The organism is Streptomyces sp. NPDC029164, assembly GCF_055563995.1.
On record NZ_JBVHWW010000003.1, the window covers coordinates 134,474 to 157,412 of the forward strand.

The window sequence follows — 22,939 nt, forward strand, 5'->3', positions numbered from 1 at the left end:
GCCGTGTCCCGCCCCGGGACCTGCTGACGTGTTGTCAGAGGGTCCCGGCCGCTTTGGCGCCGCCAGGGTCCGCGGGCGGCTGCTCGACGAGCGGAGCGGGCGGATGGGCGGTACCGGCGGGGAGCAGCTCGGTCGTGACGAAGGAGATCACGGCCGCGAGGATGGCGATGGGGATCATCGCGGAGCTGCCCAGCAGCAGCACCACGAGGACCACGCTGCTGACCGGTAGCCGCATGACGGCCGCGGTGGCCGCCGCCATGCCCGCCGCCATGGCCGGTACAGGGCCCAGCCCGGGCAGGGGAGCCACGAGGACTCCGGCCGCCGCTCCGAGGAAGACCGCGGGGAAGATGGCGCCGCCGCGCAGGCTGCCCAGACAGAGGGCGTAGGCGGCGGTCTTGAGGACCAGGACGGCGATCAGCACGCCGACGGCCCAGGCGTGCGGGTCGGCGGCCAGCTCGCCGAGGGCGGCCTGGCCCGAGAGGGCGACGTCCGCGGGCGAGCGGCCGGTGATCAGGGCGTAGAGGGCGGCGCAGGCCGCGGCGCCCAGCGCGCACAGCACGGTGCGGGGGAACACCCGGGCGGAGACGAACGCCGCGACCCGGCGGCCCGCCTCCAGGACGGGGTTCAGCAGCACGGCGAGGACGAGGGCGATGAGTACGGTCCACAGCACGTCCGGCGCGTCAAGGGACGGCAGGGGCGCGGGCAGCGTGAGGTTGAGGCTGCCGGTCGCCAGGCCGGTCCACTTGCCGAAGCCCGTGAAGACCAGGGCCCCGATCCCGCTGGAGAGCAGGGCGGGGAGCATGACCGCGAACAGCTGGGGGCCGCCGATCCCCGACACCTCGATGAGGAGCACGGCGGCGATCAGCGGGTTGCCGAAGATCGCCGCGATGGCGGCGGCCGCACCGGCCGCGCCCAGCAGCGCCGTGGTCTGCGGGGTCGCCGGGGTCCGTGTGAGGTCCCGGAAGAGCAGGGCCAGGCCGCCGCCGAGGGCGATCAGAGGTGCCTCCGGGCCCAGGACCGCGCCCAGCGGCAGGCTCGCGATCGCGGCGAGCACCACGCCCGGCAGCGCGGCCGGGGGCATCGCGCCGGCGTGCAGACCGCCCGCGGGTATGTGGCCGCCCCCGCCGGTGAGCCGGGCGGCGACCAGGCCGACGACCACACCGGCGGTCAGCAGCAGGGGCAGCGGCCACCACCAGGGGGCCGTGTCCCAGCCCAGGTGGTGCGGAAGGTCCGTCCAGAAGACGTGTTGCAGTTCGTGGAGACCGACGAGGAACCAGAACGCGACGAGCGACACCGGAATGCCGAGGAGGGCCGAGTAGACCAGGATGACGAGGTAGCCGGGAGTGCGGAGGATATCGCGCAGCCGGTCCGCCTCCTGCGGCTGACCGGTGCCAATGGGTTGAGGACTCGGCTCCGTCATGGAATTCCTTCTTCCTGGCACCTGACGCCGCCACCGGGGCGGCCGAACCTCTCGACTCGATGATCCGCCCGGCCGGCGGTCTGCGCCGCCGGAAGGCGGCGAGGCCGGGGGCCGGCCGGGGGACGGCTGGGGGAGGCCGGGGGAGGAGGCCCCGTCCGGACATGCGAAGCCCCCGGCCGGATGCTGCAATGGCTCTGGCCCGTCCAGGCCCCGCCGCGGCCCCGGACGCGGCGACCCGGTCCGCTCCGGTCCACCCGCACTCCCTGGGAGATGAGCGAACATGCCCGGAACCCTTAGTGGCCCGAGACGGACGTGCGGCACCGGGCCGGGGCACGGCGGATGACGGCCTCGGATCCGCACCCCGCCGGGCCCGGCGGGGCCACCCAGCCCGAAGAGGCGGAACGGCTGCGCGAACTCCTGCGCAGCGCCGGCTATCTCAAGGCACTCGTGTTCTGCGCCCTCATCGGTGTTCCGGTGTCCCTGGTGGCCTTCTGGTTCCTGGTCGGTCTCCAAGAACTGGAACACCTGATGTGGCATGGTCTGCCGGAGTCCCTGGGATGGGACGCCCCGCCGTGGTGGTGGCCGTTGCCGCTGCTGCTCGTGGCCGGCGTGACCGTCGGGCTCGTGGTCACCCACATGCCCGGCGGGGGCGGACACATCCCCGCCGGAGGACTCCACACGGGCGGTGTCTCCCCCGCAGCCCTGCCCGGCGTGATCCTCGCCGCCCTGCTCAGCCTCCCCCTCGGCGCCACGCTCGGTCCGGAGGCCCCGTTGATCGCCCTCGGCGGCGGTCTGGCGCTGCTCTTCAGGGACCTGGCGCGGGTGCCGGCGACCGCCCAGAGCACGGCGCTGCTGGGCGCGGCGGGAGCGGCGGCGGCCGTCGCGGTGATCTTCGGGAGTCCGCTGATCGCGGGGGTCCTGCTCATCGAGGTGGCCGGAGTGGGCGGGCCTCAGCTGTTCGCGGTCATGCTGCCCGCGCTGCTGTCCAGCGGGGTGGGCTCCCTCGTGTTCACCGGCTTCGGACGCTGGACCGGATTGGATGCGCCCAGCCTCTCCGTGAAGGTGGGCGTACCCCTTCCGCGGCTCGACCCCGGGGACGTGCTCTGGTCGATCCCGATGGCCGTGGCCATCGGTTTCCTCATGCACCTGATCATGCGAGGAGGGCGGTCGACCGCCCGGTTCGTCGCGAAGCGTCCCCTCGCCCATACGACTTTGTGTGCCCTGGCGGCCGGCGTCTGCGCCGCCGTGTACGGGCTCACCACCGGCCGCTCGCCCGCGAACGTGGCGTCCTCCGGCCAGGAGACGCTGGGCGCGATGGCCGCCGATCCGTCCGCCTGGGGCGTCGGGGCCCTGATCGCCGTGGTGCTCTGCATGGGCGTCGCCTACTCCCTGTGCCTGGGCAGCCTGCGCGGCGGCCCCGTGTTCCCGTCGCTGTTCCTGGGCTGTGCGGTGGGTGTGCTGCTCGCGCCCCTGCCGGGCCTGGGGGTCGTACCGGGGATGGCCATCGGCATGGCCGCCTCGACGACCAGTGCCCTGCGGCTGCCGGTCAGCAGCATCGTCCTCGTCGTCCTGGTGATGGGCAGCGTGGCCATGACCCCCGTGGTGATCCTCGCGGCCGTCGTGGCCTTCGTGACGACCCAGCTGCTGCCGCCCGGACCCGCCGTTCCACCGGTGGGCAAGGCGGCGGGACCGCCGACCGCGCGTCCCCCCGCCGCCGGTGCGTCGTCCGGCTCCGTCTCATGAAGGGGGCCGGCATGGCACGTCATCCCGTGACGGTGCCCGCATCCGTGGTGCTCGTGACGGGCGTGGCGGGTTCGGGGAAGACCACCGTGGGACTACTGCTGGCCGAGCGGCTCGGCTGGGCCTTCCAGGACGCGGACGACCTCCACACGGCGGCGAACCGGGCCAGGATGGCGGCCGGCGAGGCCCTGTCCGACGAGGACCGGCGCCCGTGGCTGGCCGCGGTCGCGGCATGGATCGACCGCCGCGTCGCGGCGGGGGAACCCGCCGTCGTGGCCTGCTCCGCCCTCAAGCGCGCCTACCGGGACCAGCTGGCCGGGGGACGGCCCGACGTCCGTCTGGTCCATCTGCACGGTTCGCGGCAGCTCATCCGGTCCCGGCTGCTGGCCCGGCACGGCCACTTCTTCCCCGCACGGTTGATGGACAGCCAGTTCGCCGACCTCCAGGAGCCGGCGCCCGACGAGCACGCCTGCGTGGTGGACATCGACCAGCCCCCGGAAGCCGTTGTCGAAGCCGTCGTCGCCCGACTGCGCGCCGTACCGGCCGAGGAGCCGCACATGCCCCGCACGGCATCAGGAGAACAGTGGCGGCTGCGCCACGGCCCGCAGACGGCGGTGGTCGTCGAACTGGGCGGCGCCCTGCGCCACTACGAGGTGGACGGGCGGCCGCTCCTCGACGGATTCGCCGCCGACGAGCCGATCACCGGCGGCCGCGGACAGCTCCTCGTTCCCTGGCCGAACCGGATCGCCGGCGGACAGTACCGGTTCGGCGATGAGGACCTGCGACTCCCGCTGACCGAACCGGAGAACGGCAACGCGATCCACGGCCTCCTCAGGTGGGTCCCGTGGCGGCTGCTCGCCCGCAGCGAGAACGCCGTCACGGTGGGCACCACCCTCTTCCCGCAGCCCGGATACCCGTACCGGCTGGAGGTCCGCGCCGAGTACCGGCTGGGACCGGAGGGGCTGGAGACCACCGTCACCTCCACCAACCAGGGGGACACCGCCGCGCCCTACGGTGTCGGCCAGCACCCCTATCTGACCGTGGGCACCGACCTGGTGGACACCGTGCTGCTGACCGTGCCCGCTCGCCACCGGCTCGGCAGCGACGCACACGGCCTGCCCACCGGTGAGGAGCCGGTCGAGGGCACGGCGTACGACTTCCGCACCGCCAGGCCCATCGGCGAGCAGCGCCTGGACACCGCGTACACCGGGCTCGACCGGGATCCCGCCGGCCACTGCACGGTGCGGCTCGCGCACCCCTCGGGGCGTCACGGCATCGACGTACGGCTCGTCGAGGGCATCCGGTACGTGCAGGTGTACACCGGGGACACGCTGTCGGAGCCCGGGCGGCGCCGGCGCGGGGTCGCCATCGAACCGATGTCCTGCCCGGCCGACGCCTTCCGCAGCGGCACGGCGCTCACCGTCCTGCAACCGGGCGACCGTCATGTCCTGCGCTGGGTCCTGGCCCCGTGGGGATCCCGGTGACCCCCGGCAGCGGGCCGTCGACGCCGCAGGCCATGACCGGTGGCGCCTTCCGCGCGCTGTACGAGGAGCTGCGCGAGCGCAGCCCCAGCGCCCCCGACGACCGGCGCGGTGCGCTCGGCCACCTGACGCCCGAGCGCGTCGTGGCCGCCGCCGCCGAGGTCCGCTCCGGACGTACGGTGTCGCTCGCCGCGCCCATCGAGACCCTGCCCGGCCCGGACAATCCCGACCCGGCACGCCACCGGATGATCGCGCCCGCCGACGGTGAGACCGGCGCGACCGGCGGTGACGCGCTGCACTTCGCGCGCGACCGGTTCGCGATGAACGTGCACGGGGACGCGGACAGCCATCTCGACGCGCTGTGTCACGTGCTGTTCGACGGGGAGCTCTACAACGGCGTGCCCGCGAGCAGTGTGACGTCCCACGGCGCCGGCGCGCTCTCCGTCGAGCTCGTGCGGGACGGCATCGTCGGCCGTGGCGTGCTCCTGGACGTTCCGCGGCTGCGGGACGTGCCGTGGCTGGAGCCCGGGGACCACGTGAGCGCCGCCGACCTGACCGCCGCGGAGGAGGCCCAGGGGGTCCGGGTCGGGCCGGGCGACCTGCTGTTCGTACGGGTGGGGCATCGACCGCGGCGCCAGGAGCGCGGGGCGTGGAACGCCGCGCGGGCCCGGGCCGGCCTTCATCCCACGGCCGTACGGTTCCTGGCCGAGCGGCAGGTCGCCGCGCTGGGCTCGGACGGCAACAACGACACCGCCCCCAGCGCGGTGGCCGGGGTGGACTTTCCGGTGCACGTGCTGGCGGTGCACGCCATGGGTCTGCACCTCATGGACTACCTGCAGTTCGAGGAGCTGACCGTGGCGTGCGCCCGCGCGGGCCGGTGGTCCTTCCTGTGCGTGGTGGCGCCGCTCAGACTTCCCTCGGCCACCGGCTCGCCCGTGAACCCGATCGCCGTTCTGTGACGGCCGGGTGCGGGCGTCCCGTCCGGTCGCCGGACCCGGGGAGGAGGGATACGTTCGAAGAGGTGGGGTGGCTGCCGCGTCCCGGCAGCGCGCAGAGAGAGGGCCGCTGACAGGGCGGCCCCGCGAGCGCAAGGACGGTGGTCGCCGTGGGCGACTCCCCGCACTACGACGTCGTCATCATCGGTTCGGGCGCCGGCGGCGGCACGCTCGCCCACCGGCTCGCCCCCTCCGGGAAGCGGGTGCTCATCCTCGAACGCGGTGACTACCTCCCCCGCGAGCGGGACAACTGGGACTCCACCGCCGTGTTCGTGAAGGGCAAGTACCGGGCCCCGGAGTTCTGGCTGGACAAGAACGGCGACGAGTTCCCGCCCGAGGTCAACTACTACGTCGGGGGGAACACCAAGTTCTATGGCGCCGCCCTGTTCCGGCTGCGGCCCGAGGACTTCGGGGAACTGCGCCACCACGACGGGCTGTCGCCGGCCTGGCCGATCCGCTACGAGGACCTGGAGCCCTACTACTCCGAGGCCGAGCACCTCTACCTGGTCCACGGACGCCACGGCGAGGACCCGTGGGAAGGCTCGTACAGCGCCCAGTACGCCTATCCGCCCGTCGAACACGAGCCGCGGATCCAGCAGTTGAGTGACGACCTGGAGAAGCGGGGTCTGCACCCCTTCCACCTGCCCATCGGCGTGAACCTGACCCAGGACGAGCACGGGCGGGCCACCAGCGCCAGCGTCTGCGTCCGCTGCGACCGCGTGGACGGCTTCCCCTGCCTGGTGCGCGGCAAGTCGGACGCCGAGGTGATCTGCGTGGAACCGGCCCTGCGGCACCCGAACGTCGACATGGTCACCAGCGCGCGGGTGGTCCGACTGGAGACCGACCCGGCCGGGCGCAGCGTCAGCAGCGTCGTGACCCGGAACGAGGACGGGCTGGAGGCCTCGTACACGGCGGACATCGTGGTCGTCGCCTGTGGGGCGGTCAACTCCGCGGCACTCCTCCTGGCCTCGGCCAACGACCGTCACCCGCGCGGGCTGGCGAACAGCTCCGACGTGGTCGGCCGGCACTACATGCGCCACAACAACCTCGCGCTGATGGCCCTTTCGAAGGAACCCAACGACACCAAGTTCCAGAAGACCCTGGCCCTGCACGACTGGTACCTCGGCGCCGACGACTGGGACTACCCGCTGGGCGGCATCCAGATGCTCGGCAAGTCGGACGCCGACCAGATCCACGGCGAGGCGCCCCGCTGGGCGGGCGCCGTGGCCCCCGACATGCCCTTCGAGGTCATGGCCCATCACGCGGTCGACTTCTGGCTGTGCGGCGAGGACCTTCCGCTCCCCGACAGCCGGGTCACCCTCGCAGGAGACGGCACCATCCGTCTCGTGCTCGACGAGAAGAACAACACCGCGGGGCTGGGGCGCCTGCGGCACAAGCTCCAGGGCATGCTCAGCCATCTGGGGATGCACGAGCACCAGCTCCTGACGCGCAGCATCTACCTCCACAAGGGGATGCCGATCGGCGCCACGGCCCACCAGGCCGGCACCGTACGGTTCGGCGACGACCCGGCCACCTCCGCCCTGGACGTGAACTGCAAGGCGCACGATCTCGACAACCTGTACGTGGTCGACACGAGCTTCTTCCCGAGCATCGGCGCGGTCAACCCGTCCCTCACGGCGATCGCGAACGCCCTGCGGGTGGGCGACCACCTCGTGGAACGGCTGGGCTGACTCCGAGGTTCCTCCGACCGGGGGGTGATGCTCGGCCGCGTGGCCCAAGGGCACGCCGCCCGGGCCGCCGATCCGCGACGAGGGTGCTTCCGTGGCGTTCGGACCCCGCCGGACCCCGGTCCGGCGGACCGGACCTGGCATGCGAGGAGGCAGCCGATCGTGAGTCCCACCGAGGGCGTACCGCGGGGAGTGATCCCCGCTCACCTGCTCAAGGGTCAGAAAGCGCTGGTCACCGGCGCCAACAGCGGGATCGGCAAGGCCACGGCCATCGGTCTGGCCCGGGCCGGCGCCGACGTCGTCGTGAACTACGTGGCCGGCGCCGAAGAGGCCGAGAAGGTGGTCGAGGAGATCACCTCGTTCGGCGTGCGCGCCGCCGCGTACGAGGCGGACGTGTCCCAGGAGGACCAGGTCGTGGCCATGATGGACCGGATGGTCCGGGAGTTCGGCACGATCGACATCCTGGTCGCCAACGCCGGACTGCAGCGCGATGCCGCCTTCGAGGAGATGACGCTCGCCCAGTGGCAGAAGGTGCTGGACGTCAACCTCACGGGCCAGTTCCTCTGCGCACGGGAAGCGACGAAGGAGTTCCTGCGGCGCGGCGTCGTCCCGGAGGTGTCCCGTGCGGCCGGAAAGATCATCTGCATGAGCTCCGTCCACCAGGTCATCCCCTGGGCGGGCCACGCGAACTACGCCTCCTCCAAGGGGGGCATCCACATGCTGATGGCGACCCTGGCCCAGGAACTCGCGCCGAAGAAGATCCGCGTGAACGCGATCGCACCCGGAGCCATCAAGACACCGATCAACAGGGACGCGTGGGAGACGCCGGAGGCTCGGAAGGATCTGCTCCGGCTGATCCCGTACGAGCGGATCGGTGAGCCGGACGACATCGCGAACGCGGCCGTGGCCCTGGCCTCCGACCTCATGGACTACGTCGTGGGCACCACGCTCTTCGTGGACGGCGGGATGACCCTCTACCCGGGCTTCGCCACCGGCGGCTGACCCTCGTCCGGCCTGTCATCCCGAGCGGCAAAGGAACGCATGCACACCACGCTCCACCTGCTGGCGGCGGACGCCCCCGCCCAACTGCTTCCGGCCAGGCAGCTCATGGCGTTCACCCTCGCCTCCCACATCATCCTCGTGCCGATGGGTGTGGCCCTGCCGCTCATCACCCTGATCATGCATTACATCGGCCTGCGCAAGAACGACGCGACGGCCCTGCTGCTGGCCCGGCGCTGGTCGGCCGTGATGGCCGTGCAGTTCGCGATCGGCGTCGTCACCGGAACCGTTCTGTCGTTCGAGTTCGGTCTGCTCTGGCCCGGGCTGATGGGCAAGTGGGGCGATGTCTTCGGCATCGGGTTCGGTGTCGAGGCCTGGGCGTTCTTCCTCGAAGCCGTGCTCATCGCCATCTACCTGTACGGCTGGCGCAGGCTGAAGCCGCGCACCCACTTCCTGCTCGGGCTGCCGCTGCCCGCCACGGCGCTGCTGGGGGCCTTCGGCATCCTGGCGGCCAACGCGTGGATGAACACGCCCCAGGGATTCACGCTCGACTCCCAGGGCAACCCGGTCGACGTGAACGTCTGGAAGGCCATCTTCACCCCCATGTTCGGGCCGCAGTACTGGCACTTCGTGGTGGCGATGCTGCTGACCGCGGGCTACGTCGTGGCAGGCGTCTACGCCGTCGGCTGGCTGCGCGGCCGCCGGGACCGCTACCACCGGCTCGGCTTCACGGTCCCCTTCACCCTCGCCGCGGTGGCCACACCCGTCCAGTTCTTCCTGGGCGACTCGATCACCCGGCAGGTGTTCCAGAAGCAGCCCGTGAAGTTCGCCGCGACGGAGATCGTCTGGAAGACCGACAGCCACGTTCCGGAGTACCTCTACGGCCGCCTCCACCCGGACGGATCGATCTCCGGCGGCATCAAGTTCCCTCAGCTGGACTCCATCCTGGCCGGGTTCAGCCCGGACACCGTGGTGACGGGACTGTCCTCCGTGCCGGCCGGCGACCGGCCGAACGCCACGCAGGCCACGATCGCGCACTGGGCCTTCGACACCATGGTCCTGGTCGGCAGCGTGCTCCTGCTCCTCGCCCTCTGGTACGGCTTGGTCTGGTGGCGCCATCGCCGGCTGCCCGAGTCCAAGTGGTTCTTCCGCAGCGCCGCCTGCGCCGGCGTCGGCTCCGTCATCGCCGTCGAATGCGGCTGGATCACGACCGAGGTGGGCCGCCAGCCCTGGATCGTCTACCAGAACATGCGCGTCGCGGAGGCCGTGACCTCCACCCGTTCCACCACCCTCTGGATCATGTTCGGCCTGGTGATCGTGGTGTACGTGTTCATCTTCGGGGCGTTCCTCACGGTGCTCCTGAAGATGCGCGACGGCTGGCGACGGGCCGACGCGGAGACGGACGGGCGGCCGGCGGACGGGCGGCCGGCGGACGCACCGGAGGCGGTCACCCCCTACGGTCCGCGCCCGGCCGTCCCGGCCGTCCCGGCCGGCGACGCCCCGTCCCCGGGAGACAGCCGCCCCACTCCGCCCGGGGGAGGTGGCGCGTGATGGCCGACCTCGTCGCCTTCGTGATGCTGCTCGCCGTGGCCGCGTACGCCTGCGGTGGCGGGACCGACTACGGGGCGGGCTTCTGGGACCTGACGGCCGGCGGAGCCGAGCGCGGCAAGCGCCCCAGATGGCTGATCGACCACGCCATGGCGCCCGTCTGGGAGGTCAACAACGTCTGGCTGATCTTCGTCCTCATCCTCATGTGGACCGGCTTCCCCGTGCTGTTCCAGACGGTGTTCACCGCGCTGTGGCTGCCCTTCGCGCTGGCCGCCCTCGGCCTGGTCCTGCGCGGCGCCGGATTCGCCCTGCGCAAACCCAGCCGTCGGCTGGCCCGTCGGCGCCTCTACGGCGCCGTGTTCGCCATCGCCTCCCTGCTCACCCCGTTCTTCCTCGGAGCGGCCGTCGGTGCCATCGCCACCGGCCGGATCGCACCGGGTACCGAAGCCTCGGCGGACGCGTGGGCCAATCCCGCGTCCCTCCTGTTCGGGCTGCTCACCGTCGCCGGGACCGCACTCCTCGGCGCCGTGTTCCTGACCGCCGACGCCAAGCGCTTCGACGCACCCGACCTGGTCGGCTACTTCCGGCTCCGCGCCCTCGTCAGTCTCGTCGCGGTCGCCCTGATCGCCGTGGGCGTGCTCCTCGTCACCCATGGCGACGCCCCCCACGTCTGGCACGGACTCACCCACGGCGCCGGGCTCGCCCTCGCGCTGGTGTCCGCGCTGTTCTTCGTCGCCACGGCCCTGCTCGTGCTGCGGGGACGCACGCACTGGGCCCGCTTCGCCGCCGTCGCCGCCGTCGGCGCGGCCGTCTTCGCCTGGGGATTCGCACAGCGCCCCTACCTCATCCCCACGTCCCTGTCGGTGGCGGACGCCGCGGGCGATTCCCAGACGCTGCTCTGGCTGTCGGTGGTCAGCCTCGTCGCCCTGCTGCTCATCGTCCCGGCCGTCTTCTTCCTCTACTGGCTGGACACGCATGGCGAACTGGAGCCCCTCACCGACGCCGACCTGCGACGGACCGGCCCCACGACGGGGGACGCGGTCGACGGCGACTGAATCCACCGGCGCGCCCGCGGCGCGAGGAAGGAAACCGCTGTGAGCGAGGACGACATCCTCCTCGGCATCGCCCTGGTCGTGGCCCTGGCGGCCGCCTGCCAGATCCTCGCCGGAAAGCTCCGCGTCCCCGCGCTGATCCTGCTGCTGCCGGTCGGCTTCGCCGCGGGCGCCCTGACCGACGTCATCCATCCCGACCAGCTGATCGGGGAGGACTTCTCCGCCCTGGTGTCCCTGTCCGTGGCGGTGATCCTCTACGACGCCGGTCTCGGCCTCGACCTGCGCAACCTCACCGGCCACACCCGGGGGATCGTGGGCAGACTGCTCCTCTTCGGCGTGGCCTTCACCTTCCTGGCCGTCTGCGCCGTCGGCCCGGCCCTGTTCGGCATGTCGCTCCGGGTGGCCGCGATGGTCGGCATGATCCTCGTCGTGTCGGGCCCCACGGTCGTGGGGCCCCTGCTCCAGTACGTGCGGCCGACGGACAAGGTGCGGCGCCTGCTGATCTGGGAAGGGACACTGACCGACCCGATCGGCGCCATCCTCGGAGCGCTCGTCTTCCACGCCATCGACACGACGCACCAGATCGACATCGGCCGCGGCTACCAGATCGGCCAGTTCCTCATCAGCATGGCCGTCGGCCTCGTCGGCGGAGCCGTGGGCATCGCACTGCTGTGGCTGACCCTGCGCGTGCTGCGGCTCGGCGAGACGCTCGGCACCCTGGCTCAACTGGCCACGGTGATCGCCGTGTCGGCGGGCTGCGACATCGTCCGCGACGACACCGGGCTGATCGCCGCGATCGTCACCGGCATGGCCGCGGCCAACATCCGGGGCTTCGACATGCCCGCGCGCCGGCCCTTCTTCGAGACACTGGTCCAGCTGATCATCGGCCTGCTGTTCATCTCCATCTCGGCCAGCGTCACCCCGGCATCCCTGACCCCCGTACTCCTTCCCACGCTCGCCCTCGTCGTGCTCCTGGTCCTCGTGGTACGGCCGCTCGTGGCCTTCGTCGCCACCATGGGCAAGGACATGACCCTGGGGGAACGGGCGTTCGCGGGATGGATGGCCCCGCGCGGCATCGTCGCGGCCTCCACCGCGGCGGCCTTCGCCGCGAGCCTCGTCCAACTGGGACTGCGCGGCGCCTCCAAGATCCTTCCCATCACCTTCCTCGTGATCGTCTCGACGGTCGTGCTGTACGCCCTGACCGCGGGCCCCGTGGCCCGGCGGCTCGGCGTCGCCCGGCCGAACCTCACGCGGCCGCTGCTCGTGGGCGGAGCCCCGTGGGCGATCGCGCTGGGCACGGCCCTGCGGTCGGCGGGGCTCGACGTACAGATGTGGGCGGGCATGGGCGAGGAACGCGAACGGATCAAGGACGCCGGGATCAAACTGGCCCGAGGAGACCTGCTGGCCACGGCCACCAACCCGCGGGCGCGGCTGGAAGGGGTGAACGCCGTCTTCCTGCTCACCGATGACGACGACTTCAACGCGCTCGCCTCGGTCGTGGTCGAGGACAACGTCGAGGGCCCCGTCTACCGGGTGGGACCGCCCCACGAGAGCCACGGTGTCGTCGCGCCCTACACCGGCGGCGCCATCCTGTTCGGCGCCTCACTCGTCCGGCACGTCCTGGCGACACGGTACGAACAGGGCGCCCGGTTCCTGGTGCGGCCCGCCTCCGATCCGGTCCCGCCGGGGCACGCGACACTGTTCGTGGTCGGCGCCGACGGCAGGCTGGACCCGGTCGACGAGACGCAGGCCGTGACCCCGCGCGAGGGCGACGTCCTCGTGCTGCTCGGCCCCGTGCCCGAGGTCTAGGTCCTAGCCCCCGCCCTGCCGCGTGCGGTTCAGGGTCTCGTCCAGCGTGATGGCCGCGTCGATGAGCGCCAGGTGGGTGAACGCCTGCGGGAAGTTGCCGAGCTGGCGGCCCGTCAGGGCGATCTCCTCCGAATACAGGCCCAGGTGGTTGGCGTAGGTCATCATCTTCTCGAGCACGAGCCGGGCCTGATCGGCCCGGCCGGCGCGGGCCAGGGCGTCGACGTACATGAAGGTGCACAGGGAGAAGGTTCCCTCGTCGCCGCGCAGGCCGTCGGGCGAGGCCTCGGGGTTGTAGCGGTAGACCAGGCTGTCGGTGACCAGTTCCCGGTCCATCGCCTCCAGAGTGGACTTCCACATCGGGTCGTCGGGCGTGATGAACCCGACGGTCGGCATCCGCAGCAGCGAGGAGTCGAGCACGTCGCTGCCGTAGTGCTGGACGAAGGCCTTGCGGTCGGCGTCCCAGCCCTTGGCCAGGATCTGATCGTAGATGTTGTCGCGCTCGGCGGCCCAGCGGGCGCTTTCGGCCGGCCGGCCGTGGGCGACCGCCAGCCGCAGCGCGCGGTCGAACGCGACCCAGGACATCACCCGGCCGTAGGTGAAGTGCTTGCGCCCGCCGCGGGTCTCCCACAGCCCCTCACCGGCCTGGTCCCAGTGGTCCACGAGCCAGTCCAGCAGGGTGCGCAGCGAGCTCCAGCCGTGGATGTCCAGGTGGATGCCGTGCTGGTGGGCGAAGGAGATGCTGTCGAGCGCCTCGCCGTAGATGTCCAGCTGCAACTGGGTCGCCGCGCCGTTGCCGATGCGCACCGGAGCGGACCGCTGGTACCCCTCCCAGTGGTCCAGGGTCTCCTCGTAGAGGTCGGAGGAACCGTCCACCCGGTACATGATGTTCAGCGGCCCCGAGTCGCTGTCGCTGCCCGCCTTCTCCTTCACCCGGTCGCCCAGCCAGGCGATGAACGCCCGCGCCTCCTCCGTGAACCCCAGTCCCAGCAGGGCGTACACGGAGAAGGACGCGTCCCGGATCCAGGTGAACCGGTAGTCCCAGTTGCGCTCGCCGCCCAACTGCTCCGGCAGACCCGCCGTGGGGGCCGCGACCAGGGCCCCGCTGGGTGCGTACGTCATCAGCTTCAGCGTGATGGCGGAGCGCTCCACCATCTCGCGCCAGCGGCCCGCGTACCGGGACTGGTGGAGCCACGAGCGCCAGTACTGCCGGGTGTCGGCGAAGAGTTCCTGGAACTCGGCGACGCGGATCTCGCGCGGCGGCCCCTCCGCCGCCGACTCGATGACCAGCCCCCGCTGTTGGCCGGCCTCCAGCGGGAGCGTGACGCGCAGGTCGTGATCGCCCGTGAGGGTGTGCACCACCCGTTCGTCCTCGGGCTCGCGCACCACGCTGAGCGTGAGGTCCAGGTCGTCCGAGGCGAACACCGCCCCGTTCTCGGTGAGGCGCAGGGTGTGGGGCTTGCGCCCGTAGTCGAACCGTGGGGCGATGTCGATCCGGAAGGTCATGCTGCCGCGGACGCACCGGAGCATGCGGACCAGGCGGTGGCGGTCCGTGGCCGTCGTTCCGGTCACCGGCATGAAGTCGACCACCTCGCCGGCACCGGCCTCGGTCATGAACCGCGTCACGAGAATCGCGGTGTCCGGCAGGTACAGCTGCTTCGTGGTGTACGTCTCGTCCGTCGGCCTGACCGTGAAATGGCCGCCCTTCTCCCAGTCGAGAAGAGCCCCGAACACACTGGGCGAATCGAAGCGCGGGCAGCAGAACCAGTCGATGGTTCCCTCGGTGGTCACCAGCGCCGCGGTCTGCAGATCACCGATCAGGCCGTGATTCTCGATCAGCGGGTAGTCAGCCATGGGAGGACCCTTCCGACGCCACTCCCTCAGCTTAGGCGCGGCGTTACCGGTGGGCCCGCCGAGCGGATCGCCCGCCCCTGCACCCGCCGGGAAACGGCTCTAGCATGAAAAAGCACGAGCCGGACGTCTCAGGCGGGAGCGGACGATGATGTCCTGGGCGGCACGCTTCCGGTTGCTGCAGTACATCAAGGCAAGCCTGTGGATCATCCCCCTGATCGGGCTCCTGCTGGGGGCCCTGCTCGCCGAGTGGGCCGCCGGCGTGGACGGCGCGGGCTGGTGGCCGGACAGCTGGCGGTACTCCGCGACGACGGCGAGCAGTGTGCTCAGCTCCGTCGTCGGAGCCATGGTCGCGCTGCTCGGGTTCGTCGTGACGATCGGCGTGCTCGTCGTCCAGCAGGCCACCGGAACGCTGTCTCCGCGCTACATGCGCCTGTGGTACCGCGACCGCCTCCAGAAGGCGGTACTCGCCACGTTCGCCGGGACGTTCGCGTACGCCTTCTCCCTGTTGCGCAGAATCGAGTCGGACACCGTCCCCGACCTGGGGGTGACCCTGTCCGGCGTGGCCGTCTCCCTCAGCCTCGTGCTTCTGCTGATCTACCTCAACCGGTTCACCCACAACCTCCGGCCCGTGGCCATCGCCGACCTGGTGGGGCGTCTGGGGGAGAAGGTGCTCATCGGCGCGACGGAACGCATCCACCACTCCTCGGCACACGACGGGTCTTCCCCGCCGTCCACCGGTCCGGTGACCCTCATCCGGTCCGAACGGGGCGGAGTCATCCAGGCGTTCGACGCGGCGGGGCTGATCGCCACCGCCGTCCGCCACGACTGCGTCCTCGTACTGGCCCACCAGGTCGGCGACTTCGTACCGCCCGGCACCACCCTCGTCGAGGCCCACGGCTCCGCGCGGGCGCCGGACCCGCGGCGGGTGACCGGGCTCGTCGCCCTCGGAACCGAGCGCACCATCGAGCAGGATCCCGCCTTCGCCCTGCGCGTCCTCGTCGACATCGCCATCCGCGCCCTCTCGCCCGCCGTGAACGACCCCACGACCGCCGTACAGGTGCTCAACCACATCGACACGTTCCTGCACGTGGTCGGCCGGGCCCGGCTCCGCGGCCGCTACGTGCTCGCCGACGGCGAGGGCCGGCCCCGGCTGGTGGTGGAGGGCCGCGGCTGGGAGAACTACCTGGAGCTCGGCGTCACCGAGATCCGCGAGTACGGGTCCACGTCCCTCCAGGTGTGCCGGCGGCTCCGCGCACTGCTGGACGACCTCCTCGAAACCCTGCCGGCCGAGCGGCTGCCCGCGGTACGCGCGGAGCTCGCCCTCCTCGACGCGTCCGTCCACCGGGGCTTCGCCGACCCCACCCGCCGCGCCGCCGCGCGAACGCCCGACCGCCAGGGCCTGGGCGGCGGGCGGCGTCCCGGGGAGGAGCCCTCCCGACGGGGGCGGTGACCACCGTCGGCCCGTGTGCGGGCGGCACGCCGGACCGCCTGCTGGCGTCGAGAGGCCTGGGGCGGCAGGCTGACGGCCTGGGAGACGGTGGTGAAGCGGTAGCCGCGGGCCTTGAGGGTCGGCCGTGGGGGCCGTCAGCGGCGAGGAAGACGGTCGCCGGGTCGGTGGCGTGCAGACCGATGAGGGCGCGGGCCACCTCGTGTGCGGTGTCCCCGCGCACGGCGGGAGCGAGCAGCTGCCGGCGGACCAGCCGGGCGCGGCGCTGGTCGGCGGTTGGAGGTAATACCAGGCGACACCCGGCCTCAACAATAGCGAAGAGTCACCTTGAATGCACTCTTTGTAGCAACCTTGGGTTCATGTACATCCCTGAGGAACTCAACTACACGAAGCGCCACGCATGGGTCCAGGCCGTGAGCGGCGGCAAGGTCCGTGTGGGCATCACCGAATACGGCCAGGAGCAGCTCGGCGACCTCGTCGCCGTGGAGCTCCCGAAGGTCGGCGACCGCTTCGAAGCCGACGACCCGTGCGGCTCCACCGAATCCGCCAGAGCACTCATCGACATCTACACGCCGACGGCCGGTCAGGTGAGCGCACGCAACGACCGGGTGCTCGCCGAGCCCGAGCTGATCAACAACGATCCGTACCAGGGCGGGTGGCTGATCGAGATCAACCCCTCGACAGCGAACCCGGACGGGCTGATGAACGCGAAGGAGTACGAGACCTACGTCAGCTCTGCGCAGTAGCCCCACCCACGGCTCGGGCCCCGTCCCGCGGAGATCCTCGACCCCTTCGACCTCGGCGCGCTCGTGGCGGAGCTTCCGAGCGGCCCGGTGACCGCTCTGTTCTGCGTCGAGCGCGATCCGCAGGCATGCCACCGCTCGCTCGTGGCCGAGCGCCTGCGCACCGAGCATGACCTGCCCGTCAAGAACATCCGCTGCCGTACGCCGTACAGCGGGCGGGCGCCTCCAGCGGCCGTTACCCGCCCGCCGTCTGGGCGCCGGCAGGGCCTTCCAGGTGATGGTCCGGTGTCGCCTCGGCTCGGCGTGAGCGGGACAGCGCGCCGTGTCTCGGCTCGCGCCTGCCGGGGGCCCGATCGGGAAGTGGCCCCGCCGGCTCCGCAACGCACTAGTAGCACAGGGGGAGAGCGTGCCGTCCGAGCGCCCGTTCCGGGTTGTCGATCTTCCGGAGCCCGGTCCGGAGGGTCCTCGTCGAGTTCGGGGGAACTGCCTCTGGACGAATTCACCGGCGGCCGGCAGCGCTATCGCCGGTTCGCTCAGTACCGCATGTTCTTCGAGGAATCCGGCACCTGGGCGTTGGAGTTGCTGCCGCACCGGCCGTTCGTCCAGCCCAGGCTGGTGAACGGGTTCGTGGGCGGTGTGCCGCGCCCGTTCGCGCTGCTGCGGTTCCGACCCGTCGGCCCAGATCGCCGCGGGCGCCCAGGCCATCGGTCTGGACCGGGACAGGGACTGGCAGATCAAAGTCCACCAGTGCCGGGTCGTCAGCCGGCCCGGCATCGACGGCGTGTCCGTGCCGGAAGGGCCCCACCGGGACGGGCACCCGTACGGAATGATCGCCGTGTTCGGACGGCACAACATCACCGGGGGAACCAACCAGCTCGTGCCCACCGGCGGAGGCGATCCGTTCTTCGAGGTCACTCTGCGGCCGAACCAGGCGCTGGTCTACGAGGACGGCGCGCTGTGGCACCACGCCCGGACATCGTCGCGAACGATGCGTCCCGCAGGCACCGGACCTGTGGATCGTGGCGTCCAACGACTGGGACAACCGCAGGTACGGCGAGGAGTTCGAGCGCCTCGCCGTCCACGGCAACGGCGCCGCGGCCGTGGTGGGAGCCTCCCGGTGAGCCGGCCCGGTCTGGAGCGGCTGTCAACATCGACGGCGAGGCCGAGGTCGACATGCTGGGGGCACTCGCCGCGGAGCAGGGGCGCGCTGCCCGTCGGCCTGCGGGTCCTCCCGCCCGAGGACGTCTACGCAGGGCCGCCCCCGCTGCCCCGGCGCGTAACGCCGTCGAAGTTCGGCTGGCCGGTCCTGGGGGCGGCGCCGACCGCCTCGTCCGGAAGATCATCGTCGGTTCGGGGGAGGGCTGGCTGCGGCCGGCTGACCGTGCTGGTAGCCGCCGGCGTCCGCGGCGCTGGGCGGGCCCCCGGTCGGGCGCGGACGGCGGGTGCGGCAGCGGGCGGCTTACGGCTCTGCCGTGCTGGTGTGGTGCAGGGCGACGGCGGCATGTGCGGCGATGCCGGTGACCATGGCGTCTTCGTCGAAGACGACTCGGTTGGAGTGCATGTCCGGCATGTTCGTGGCCGTCGTTGACGGCGGGCGGGCGCCGAGGAAGGCCATGGCGCCGGGGACGGCTTCGAGGATGTAGGCGAAGTCTTCGGAGCCCATCACCGGCACGGCGAGGTCGTGGATGATGCCCGGTCCGAGCTGTGCGGCCACGGCGCGTTCCACGACGGTGGTGAATGCCGGGTCGTTGTGCACGGGCGGGTAGCTTTCGGTCAGCTCGATGCCGGCCTCTGCGCCGTGCGCGGCGCAGATGTGGCGGGCGACCCGTTCGATGCCGGCGCGTACCTGGCGGCGGGTGTCGGGGGTCAGGGTGCGGAAGGTGCCGTGAAGTTCGGCGGTCTCCGGGATGATGTTGGTGGTGGTGCCCGCTTCGATGCGGGCGATGGTGATCACGGCCGGGTCGAAGATGTTCACGGTGCGGGTGACGAGGCTCTGCAGGGCTTGGACGATCTCGCAGGCCACCGGGATCGGATCGAGGGCCAGGTGGGGCGCCGAGGCGTGGCCGCCTCGACCGCGCACGGTGAGATGGATGAGGTCGGAGGCCGCGAACATGGGGCCCGGCCGCAGGTGAAGGGTGCCTGATGAGAAGCGTGTGGTGACGTGCAGGGCGAAAGCCGCGTCCACGCCATGGCCGTCGGGGGTGGTCAGGACGCCTTCCTCGATCATGTCGGCGGCGCCGCCGCCGCTTTCCTCGGCGGGCTGGAACATGAACACCACCCGGCCCGCGAGCCGGTCTTGTCGCGCCGCGAGGAGGCGGGCGGCCCCGACGAGCATCGCGGTGTGCAGATCGTGACCGCAGGCGTGCATGGCACCCGCGGTGCGGGAGGCGAAGTCCAGGCCGGTGTCCTCGTGCAGGGGCAGGGCGTCCATGTCGCCGCGGAGCAGCACCGTGGGGCCCGGCCGTGCGCCTTCGAGTACGGCTGTCACCGAGCTGAGGCGCGTTCCGGTGGTCACGTGCAAGGGCAGGCCTTTGAGGGACTCAAGGACCCGTTCCCGGGTGCGGGGCAGGTTCCGACCCAGCTCCGGCTCGCGGTGCAGGGCCCTGCGCAGGTCGACAATGCCGGGCAGCAGGCGCCGGGCCTGTGCGAGCAGGCCGTCCTCCTCCGGCATGCCGGCCGGGTGGGCCCCGCTGATTTCCTCGTTCACGCGTTGACTCCCGCGGGCTCGGTGACGGTCTGTGCGAGGAGGTCGCGCAGGATGTGCGGGGCGCGGTCGGGCAGGCCGAGCGCGAGGAGTTCGTCGAGGCCGCCGGGGTTGACGAGGTTGGCCTCGAAAACGTACGGATACGCGAGGTCGAGGCCGGCGAAGCGCACCCCGTGACGGGCCAGGCGTTCACCGATCGCCGTACACAGGTCCCTCTCCTCCCCGGTCAGGGTGGACTCGGCGCAGGTCGCCCGGTGGGCGGTGTTGCCGCGGTGCTCGCCGGCGGCGAGGCGGTGCTCCAGAACGGCTGCGGGCCGGCCGGCCGCCAGAACGACCCGTTTCTCCGCGCGGTGGGGCACGAATTCCTGCAAGACGCAGTAACGGGCCCGGAAACCTCCGAGACCGCCTTTGGTGAGGAGGTCGCCGAGCGCGGTGTTCCCGGTGAGGGACTGCAGCAGGACCTGGTTGTTGCTGGAGCCGGGCTGCAGCACGTACACGTCGGCACCCGCGTCCTCGTCGGTCGGCTTGAGCACCCACAGCGCTTGGGGCGCCTGGCCGTACCGCTCCAACACCTCGTCATACGAGCTGGAGACCAGAGTGTCGGGCAGATGCCCGGCCGGCACCACGACCGGAAGGTTGGTCTTATTGCCCAGCATGAGGATGCCGGCGACGTCATTGACGAACGGCACCCTCATGTTCAGGCGCCACAGCAACTGCCACGCCTCGGTCTGCACCGACGACTGCGGATGGTTGAGCACCCACACCACGTCCATGTCCTCCAGCGTCCGCCCGCCCGCAGGCCCGGGCAGGCACGTACCCGCCGTCAGGGGGCCCTCCACCCGCCCGGCCACGACCCGGATCTTGTCATTGCGAGCGGACAGGCCGTTGACGCAGCCGACCCACACCTCGTGACCCAGCCCGGCCAGGGCGTTCGCGTACAAGGCCTGGCAGGAGTCGACCTCCGCCAGAGTTCCGATCAGCAGGGCCACACGCACAGGGCCACCTCCATCTGACGAGCGCACCGCACGTGCTGGCACATGGCGCGGGCGAGGATTGTTCATTACCGGTGGCCGAGTCACCGCTCGGCTCCGGAGCGGCCCTCACCTGGCCGCTCTCAGCCGATTCCGGCCGAGGCGGGTCCGGCAGCCCTCACACGTCGCCGTCAACGCCCTGGGTCGGCAGCCTCCCATCCAGGCACGTGTATCAGCGCGAGAGCGCGCCGGGGTCACCATCGACCGGAACGAGGGCGCAACTACTGAGGGTGTGGCACAGCCGGTGGCGGTGGTGGCGTCCTACTTGAGGGCCTGGCCCGCGGACGGTGTCTGTCCGTCAGGCAGTGCGGCGGTTGCCCTGGTTGTCGCAGGGCAGGTCGGAGGCCGGGTGGTTCGTCGTGAAGTCGCGGGTGGCCTGGCGTTCGGCCTCGGTGATGGCGGTGGGGTGGACGTTGATGATGCCGCCGAAGGGGCGGTCGACGTCGCGGATGATGCACAGGGTGGTGGTGAGGAGCGCGGTGATGATGGTGAGGGTGATGAGCTGCCCCCGGTTGTTGCGGCGCGGAAGGCAAACACCCAAAGCCATCACGGTGATGACCAGCGTCGCCAGCAGGAACCACAAGATGGCGCTCGGGATACTCGCGGTGGCCTGGGTGAGGCGCTCCTCGCGCTCCTCGGAGCGCTTGTTGTCCGCGCTGACGAGCATGCCGAAGACCGGCTTCCCTTCCACCTCGCGGAAGACCCGGCGGAAGTCGGTGGACCAGACGCTGGGAGCCGGCGAGCCCTTGCCGTCGGCCATGGCGGGCCACTCCTGCTTCCGTACGGCACGGGCGTAGCAGACGGCGTCCGCCTGGATCGCGGCCCGCTGTGCGTCGGGCGCGTATTCGGCTGCCTCGACGAGCTGGTCGACGGCCCGTGCCTCGCCGCGTGAGGCGACCTCGGCCTTGCCGTACGAGCCGTTGGCGGTGACCAGGACGAACGCGAGCAGCAGCACGGTCAGTGTCAGCAGGGGGCCGACCAGGTCCTTCACCGCCATTCCCGTGTCGTCGTCCTCGTTGAGGAGCCGGGGACGCAGCCAGCGGTTGGCGGCCAGGCCGGCGAGCAGGGCCAGTACGGCGACGACGATGACAAGAACCACGGACGGACACCTCCGGAAAAGGGGAGACCCCATACGGGGCGCCGGGAACATGTCCCACACCGCGTACCGCCCGGAACAGCGGAAACGTCTCCTCGCCCTCGAACGAGCGACACCTCTTGTGCCGGAGAGCCGCATGCCCGAACTGCCGCCCGCCGCGCAACCGGACCCCGATGCCCGATGCCCGATGCCCGGCGCGCCCGGCCGCTGGGAATGCCCATCGGCTGCCCGCCCTCGGCTGCTGGACTGCGCCTGACCGGCCGGACGCGCCTCAGGTGTAGAGGAGGGAGGCGGTCGAGGTGGTCGCCCCTTGGCGTCCCGGCGTGGTGTACGCGAAGTTGAGGACGGTACGCCGCAGTCCTTCACGCTTGAGCGGGGTGACGCGGTGGGCGGTGACGTCGCTGCGCAGAAGGTATCCGTCGGCCGGCAGGTGATGTACGCGGCGGGCGCCGGGCGCGTCGAGGGCGTCGAGGTCGCCGCGGCCGGGGTGGAACTCCAGGAGTCCGCCGTCCGTGGGGTGCGGTGGGGCTTCCAGGAAGAGGACCAGGGCGAGCGGGTAGTCGTCGGTGTGTGCGCCGTGGGTGTCCCCGGGCCGGTGCAGGACGTTGAGGACATGGCGCTCGACGGGGTCGTGGACAAGGGCGACCGTTTCGCCCAGGAGCGAGGAGAGCAGCCGCATCAGCTCCGGGTCCTTGTAGAGACGCGTGATGACGGGTGAAGCGCGGGCGATGTGGTGTCCGCCGAGCGTGGTCATGTGCCGGGGACTGTCCGCCATGGCGGGCATGCGGAAGTCGCGCCGCACCGACTCGGCCTCCAGTCTCCGGGCTTCCGTTCCCAGCTCGGCGAGCCCCGCGGGACTGATGAGCCCGGGTAGGGCGACGTAGCCGTCGGCGGCGAACTGCTGGCGCAGGGGCACCCAGTGTGTGGGCACGGGCAACGAGAACACGGCTGATGCATCCCGTGTGCTCGCAGCGGACAAACCCTCCTCGACCACTTGGCCCCCCTGCTGGCACACGGGAAGGGCGAGGCCAGCAGACGCACACCCTGCACCCGAACCGTGAGGCAGCCTTCGCACGGCACCCACGGCCGCCCTGGGGTCGGCATCGTCTCACCGGGAGCCCGGTGGTCCAAGCGGCGCGACTCCAGCGGACGTTCCTGGTCCGCTTCGATTTCCACGACCATCGTGGCGACGACCGTCTGTAGGGGACCGGGTCTACTGCGGGCAGCCCGCAGAGCGCGTCACCACGATCACCGACATCTACACCTGCCGCGGCACTGGCACGTACAGCCTGACCCTGCACGACATCACGCTGCTCGTCGCGAACGGCGGCATCG

At 71.5% G+C, this 22,939-nt stretch carries 16 protein-coding genes and 2 pseudogenes; 12 read left to right on the forward strand and 6 right to left on the reverse strand.

Features of this window, described 5'->3' with window-relative positions; translation table 11 throughout:
* Positions 1 to 34: 34 nt before the first annotated feature.
* Positions 35 to 1,420, reverse strand: coding sequence for a chloride channel protein (locus tag ACZ4VT_RS04730; RefSeq protein WP_467946614.1), 1,386 nt, complete (start codon positions 1,418 to 1,420; stop codon positions 35 to 37).
* Between the two features lie 339 nt (positions 1,421 to 1,759).
* Here ACZ4VT_RS04730 and ACZ4VT_RS04735 point away from each other — a divergent pair, with 339 nt between their 5' ends.
* From ACZ4VT_RS04735 to ACZ4VT_RS04770, 8 genes are all read left to right on the forward strand, one after another.
* Positions 1,760 to 3,163, forward strand: a complete 1,404-nt coding sequence (locus ACZ4VT_RS04735) for a chloride channel protein (RefSeq protein WP_467946616.1) — start codon at positions 1,760 to 1,762, stop codon at positions 3,161 to 3,163.
* Between the two features lie 11 nt (positions 3,164 to 3,174).
* Positions 3,175 to 4,644: a gluconokinase, GntK/IdnK-type gene (locus ACZ4VT_RS04740; RefSeq protein ID WP_467946618.1), complete on the forward strand. Its 1,470-nt coding sequence runs from the start codon at positions 3,175 to 3,177 to the stop codon at positions 4,642 to 4,644.
* A 32-nt stretch (positions 4,645 to 4,676) separates the two neighbouring features.
* Positions 4,677 to 5,600 carry a cyclase family protein gene (locus ACZ4VT_RS04745; protein WP_467946835.1) on the forward strand — a complete coding sequence of 308 codons (924 nt, stop codon included), beginning with the start codon at positions 4,677 to 4,679 and terminating at the stop codon, positions 5,598 to 5,600.
* A gap of 146 nt (positions 5,601 to 5,746) precedes the next feature.
* Positions 5,747 to 7,327, forward strand: coding sequence for a GMC oxidoreductase (locus ACZ4VT_RS04750; protein ID WP_467946620.1), 1,581 nt, complete (start codon positions 5,747 to 5,749; stop codon positions 7,325 to 7,327).
* A 204-nt stretch (positions 7,328 to 7,531) separates the two neighbouring features.
* Entirely contained in the window at positions 7,532 to 8,326 is a 795-nt protein-coding gene (locus ACZ4VT_RS04755; RefSeq protein ID WP_467946836.1) for an SDR family oxidoreductase, read from the forward strand.
* Between the two features lie 39 nt (positions 8,327 to 8,365).
* Positions 8,366 to 9,874 carry a cytochrome ubiquinol oxidase subunit I gene (locus ACZ4VT_RS04760; protein ID WP_467946622.1) on the forward strand — a complete coding sequence of 503 codons (1,509 nt, stop codon included), beginning with the start codon at positions 8,366 to 8,368 and terminating at the stop codon, positions 9,872 to 9,874.
* Positions 9,874 to 10,926 carry a cytochrome d ubiquinol oxidase subunit II gene (locus ACZ4VT_RS04765; RefSeq protein WP_467946623.1) on the forward strand — a complete coding sequence of 351 codons (1,053 nt, stop codon included), beginning with the start codon at positions 9,874 to 9,876 and terminating at the stop codon, positions 10,924 to 10,926. The genes ACZ4VT_RS04760 and ACZ4VT_RS04765 overlap by 1 nt, the downstream gene beginning before the upstream one ends.
* A 39-nt stretch (positions 10,927 to 10,965) precedes the next feature.
* Entirely contained in the window at positions 10,966 to 12,732 is a 1,767-nt protein-coding gene (locus tag ACZ4VT_RS04770) for a cation:proton antiporter (protein ID WP_467946625.1), read from the forward strand.
* Positions 12,733 to 12,735: 3 nt separating this feature from the next.
* Here ACZ4VT_RS04770 and ACZ4VT_RS04775 read toward each other — a convergent pair whose 3' ends face one another.
* A complete protein-coding gene (locus tag ACZ4VT_RS04775; protein WP_467946627.1) occupies positions 12,736 to 14,583 on the reverse strand; it encodes a glycoside hydrolase family 15 protein in 1,848 nt (615 codons plus the stop codon).
* Between the two features lie 145 nt (positions 14,584 to 14,728).
* On the opposite strand from ACZ4VT_RS04775, the gene ACZ4VT_RS04780 reads away from it, so the two are divergent.
* From ACZ4VT_RS04780 to ACZ4VT_RS04795, 4 genes and pseudogenes are all read left to right on the forward strand, one after another.
* Complete coding sequence (locus tag ACZ4VT_RS04780; protein ID WP_467946628.1) at positions 14,729 to 16,033, forward strand: DUF2254 domain-containing protein; 1,305 nt, start codon at positions 14,729 to 14,731, stop codon at positions 16,031 to 16,033.
* Positions 16,034 to 16,389: 356 nt separating this feature from the next.
* Positions 16,390 to 16,776, forward strand: coding sequence for a glycine cleavage system protein GcvH (gene gcvH / locus ACZ4VT_RS04785; protein WP_467946630.1), 387 nt, complete (start codon positions 16,390 to 16,392; stop codon positions 16,774 to 16,776).
* A 357-nt stretch (positions 16,777 to 17,133) separates the two neighbouring features.
* Positions 17,134 to 17,421: pseudogene (locus tag ACZ4VT_RS04790) on the forward strand (2OG-Fe dioxygenase family protein); the annotation flags it as partial.
* Positions 17,408 to 17,734 (forward strand): annotated as a pseudogene (locus tag ACZ4VT_RS04795) (2OG-Fe dioxygenase family protein); the annotation flags it as partial. The pseudogenes ACZ4VT_RS04790 and ACZ4VT_RS04795, both read left to right, overlap by 14 nt.
* A 498-nt stretch (positions 17,735 to 18,232) precedes the next feature.
* On the opposite strand, the gene ACZ4VT_RS04800 reads toward ACZ4VT_RS04795, so the two are convergent.
* From ACZ4VT_RS04800 to ACZ4VT_RS04815, 4 genes are all read right to left on the reverse strand, one after another.
* On the reverse strand, positions 18,233 to 19,480 hold the full coding sequence (locus ACZ4VT_RS04800; RefSeq protein WP_467946632.1) for a M20 metallopeptidase family protein: 1,248 nt from the start codon (positions 19,478 to 19,480) through the stop codon (positions 18,233 to 18,235).
* The gene (locus ACZ4VT_RS04805; RefSeq protein WP_467946634.1) at positions 19,477 to 20,466 is read right to left on the reverse strand and encodes an ATP-grasp domain-containing protein; all 990 of its coding nucleotides are present in this window, start codon (positions 20,464 to 20,466) and stop codon (positions 19,477 to 19,479) included. The genes ACZ4VT_RS04800 and ACZ4VT_RS04805 overlap by 4 nt, the downstream gene beginning before the upstream one ends.
* Positions 20,467 to 20,806: 340 nt before the next feature.
* The gene (locus tag ACZ4VT_RS04810; RefSeq protein ID WP_467946636.1) at positions 20,807 to 21,607 is read right to left on the reverse strand and encodes a bestrophin-like domain; all 801 of its coding nucleotides are present in this window, start codon (positions 21,605 to 21,607) and stop codon (positions 20,807 to 20,809) included.
* A gap of 268 nt (positions 21,608 to 21,875) precedes the next feature.
* Complete coding sequence (locus tag ACZ4VT_RS04815; protein ID WP_467946638.1) at positions 21,876 to 22,535, reverse strand: HalD/BesD family halogenase; 660 nt, start codon at positions 22,533 to 22,535, stop codon at positions 21,876 to 21,878.
* Between the last annotated feature and the right edge of the window lie 404 nt (positions 22,536 to 22,939).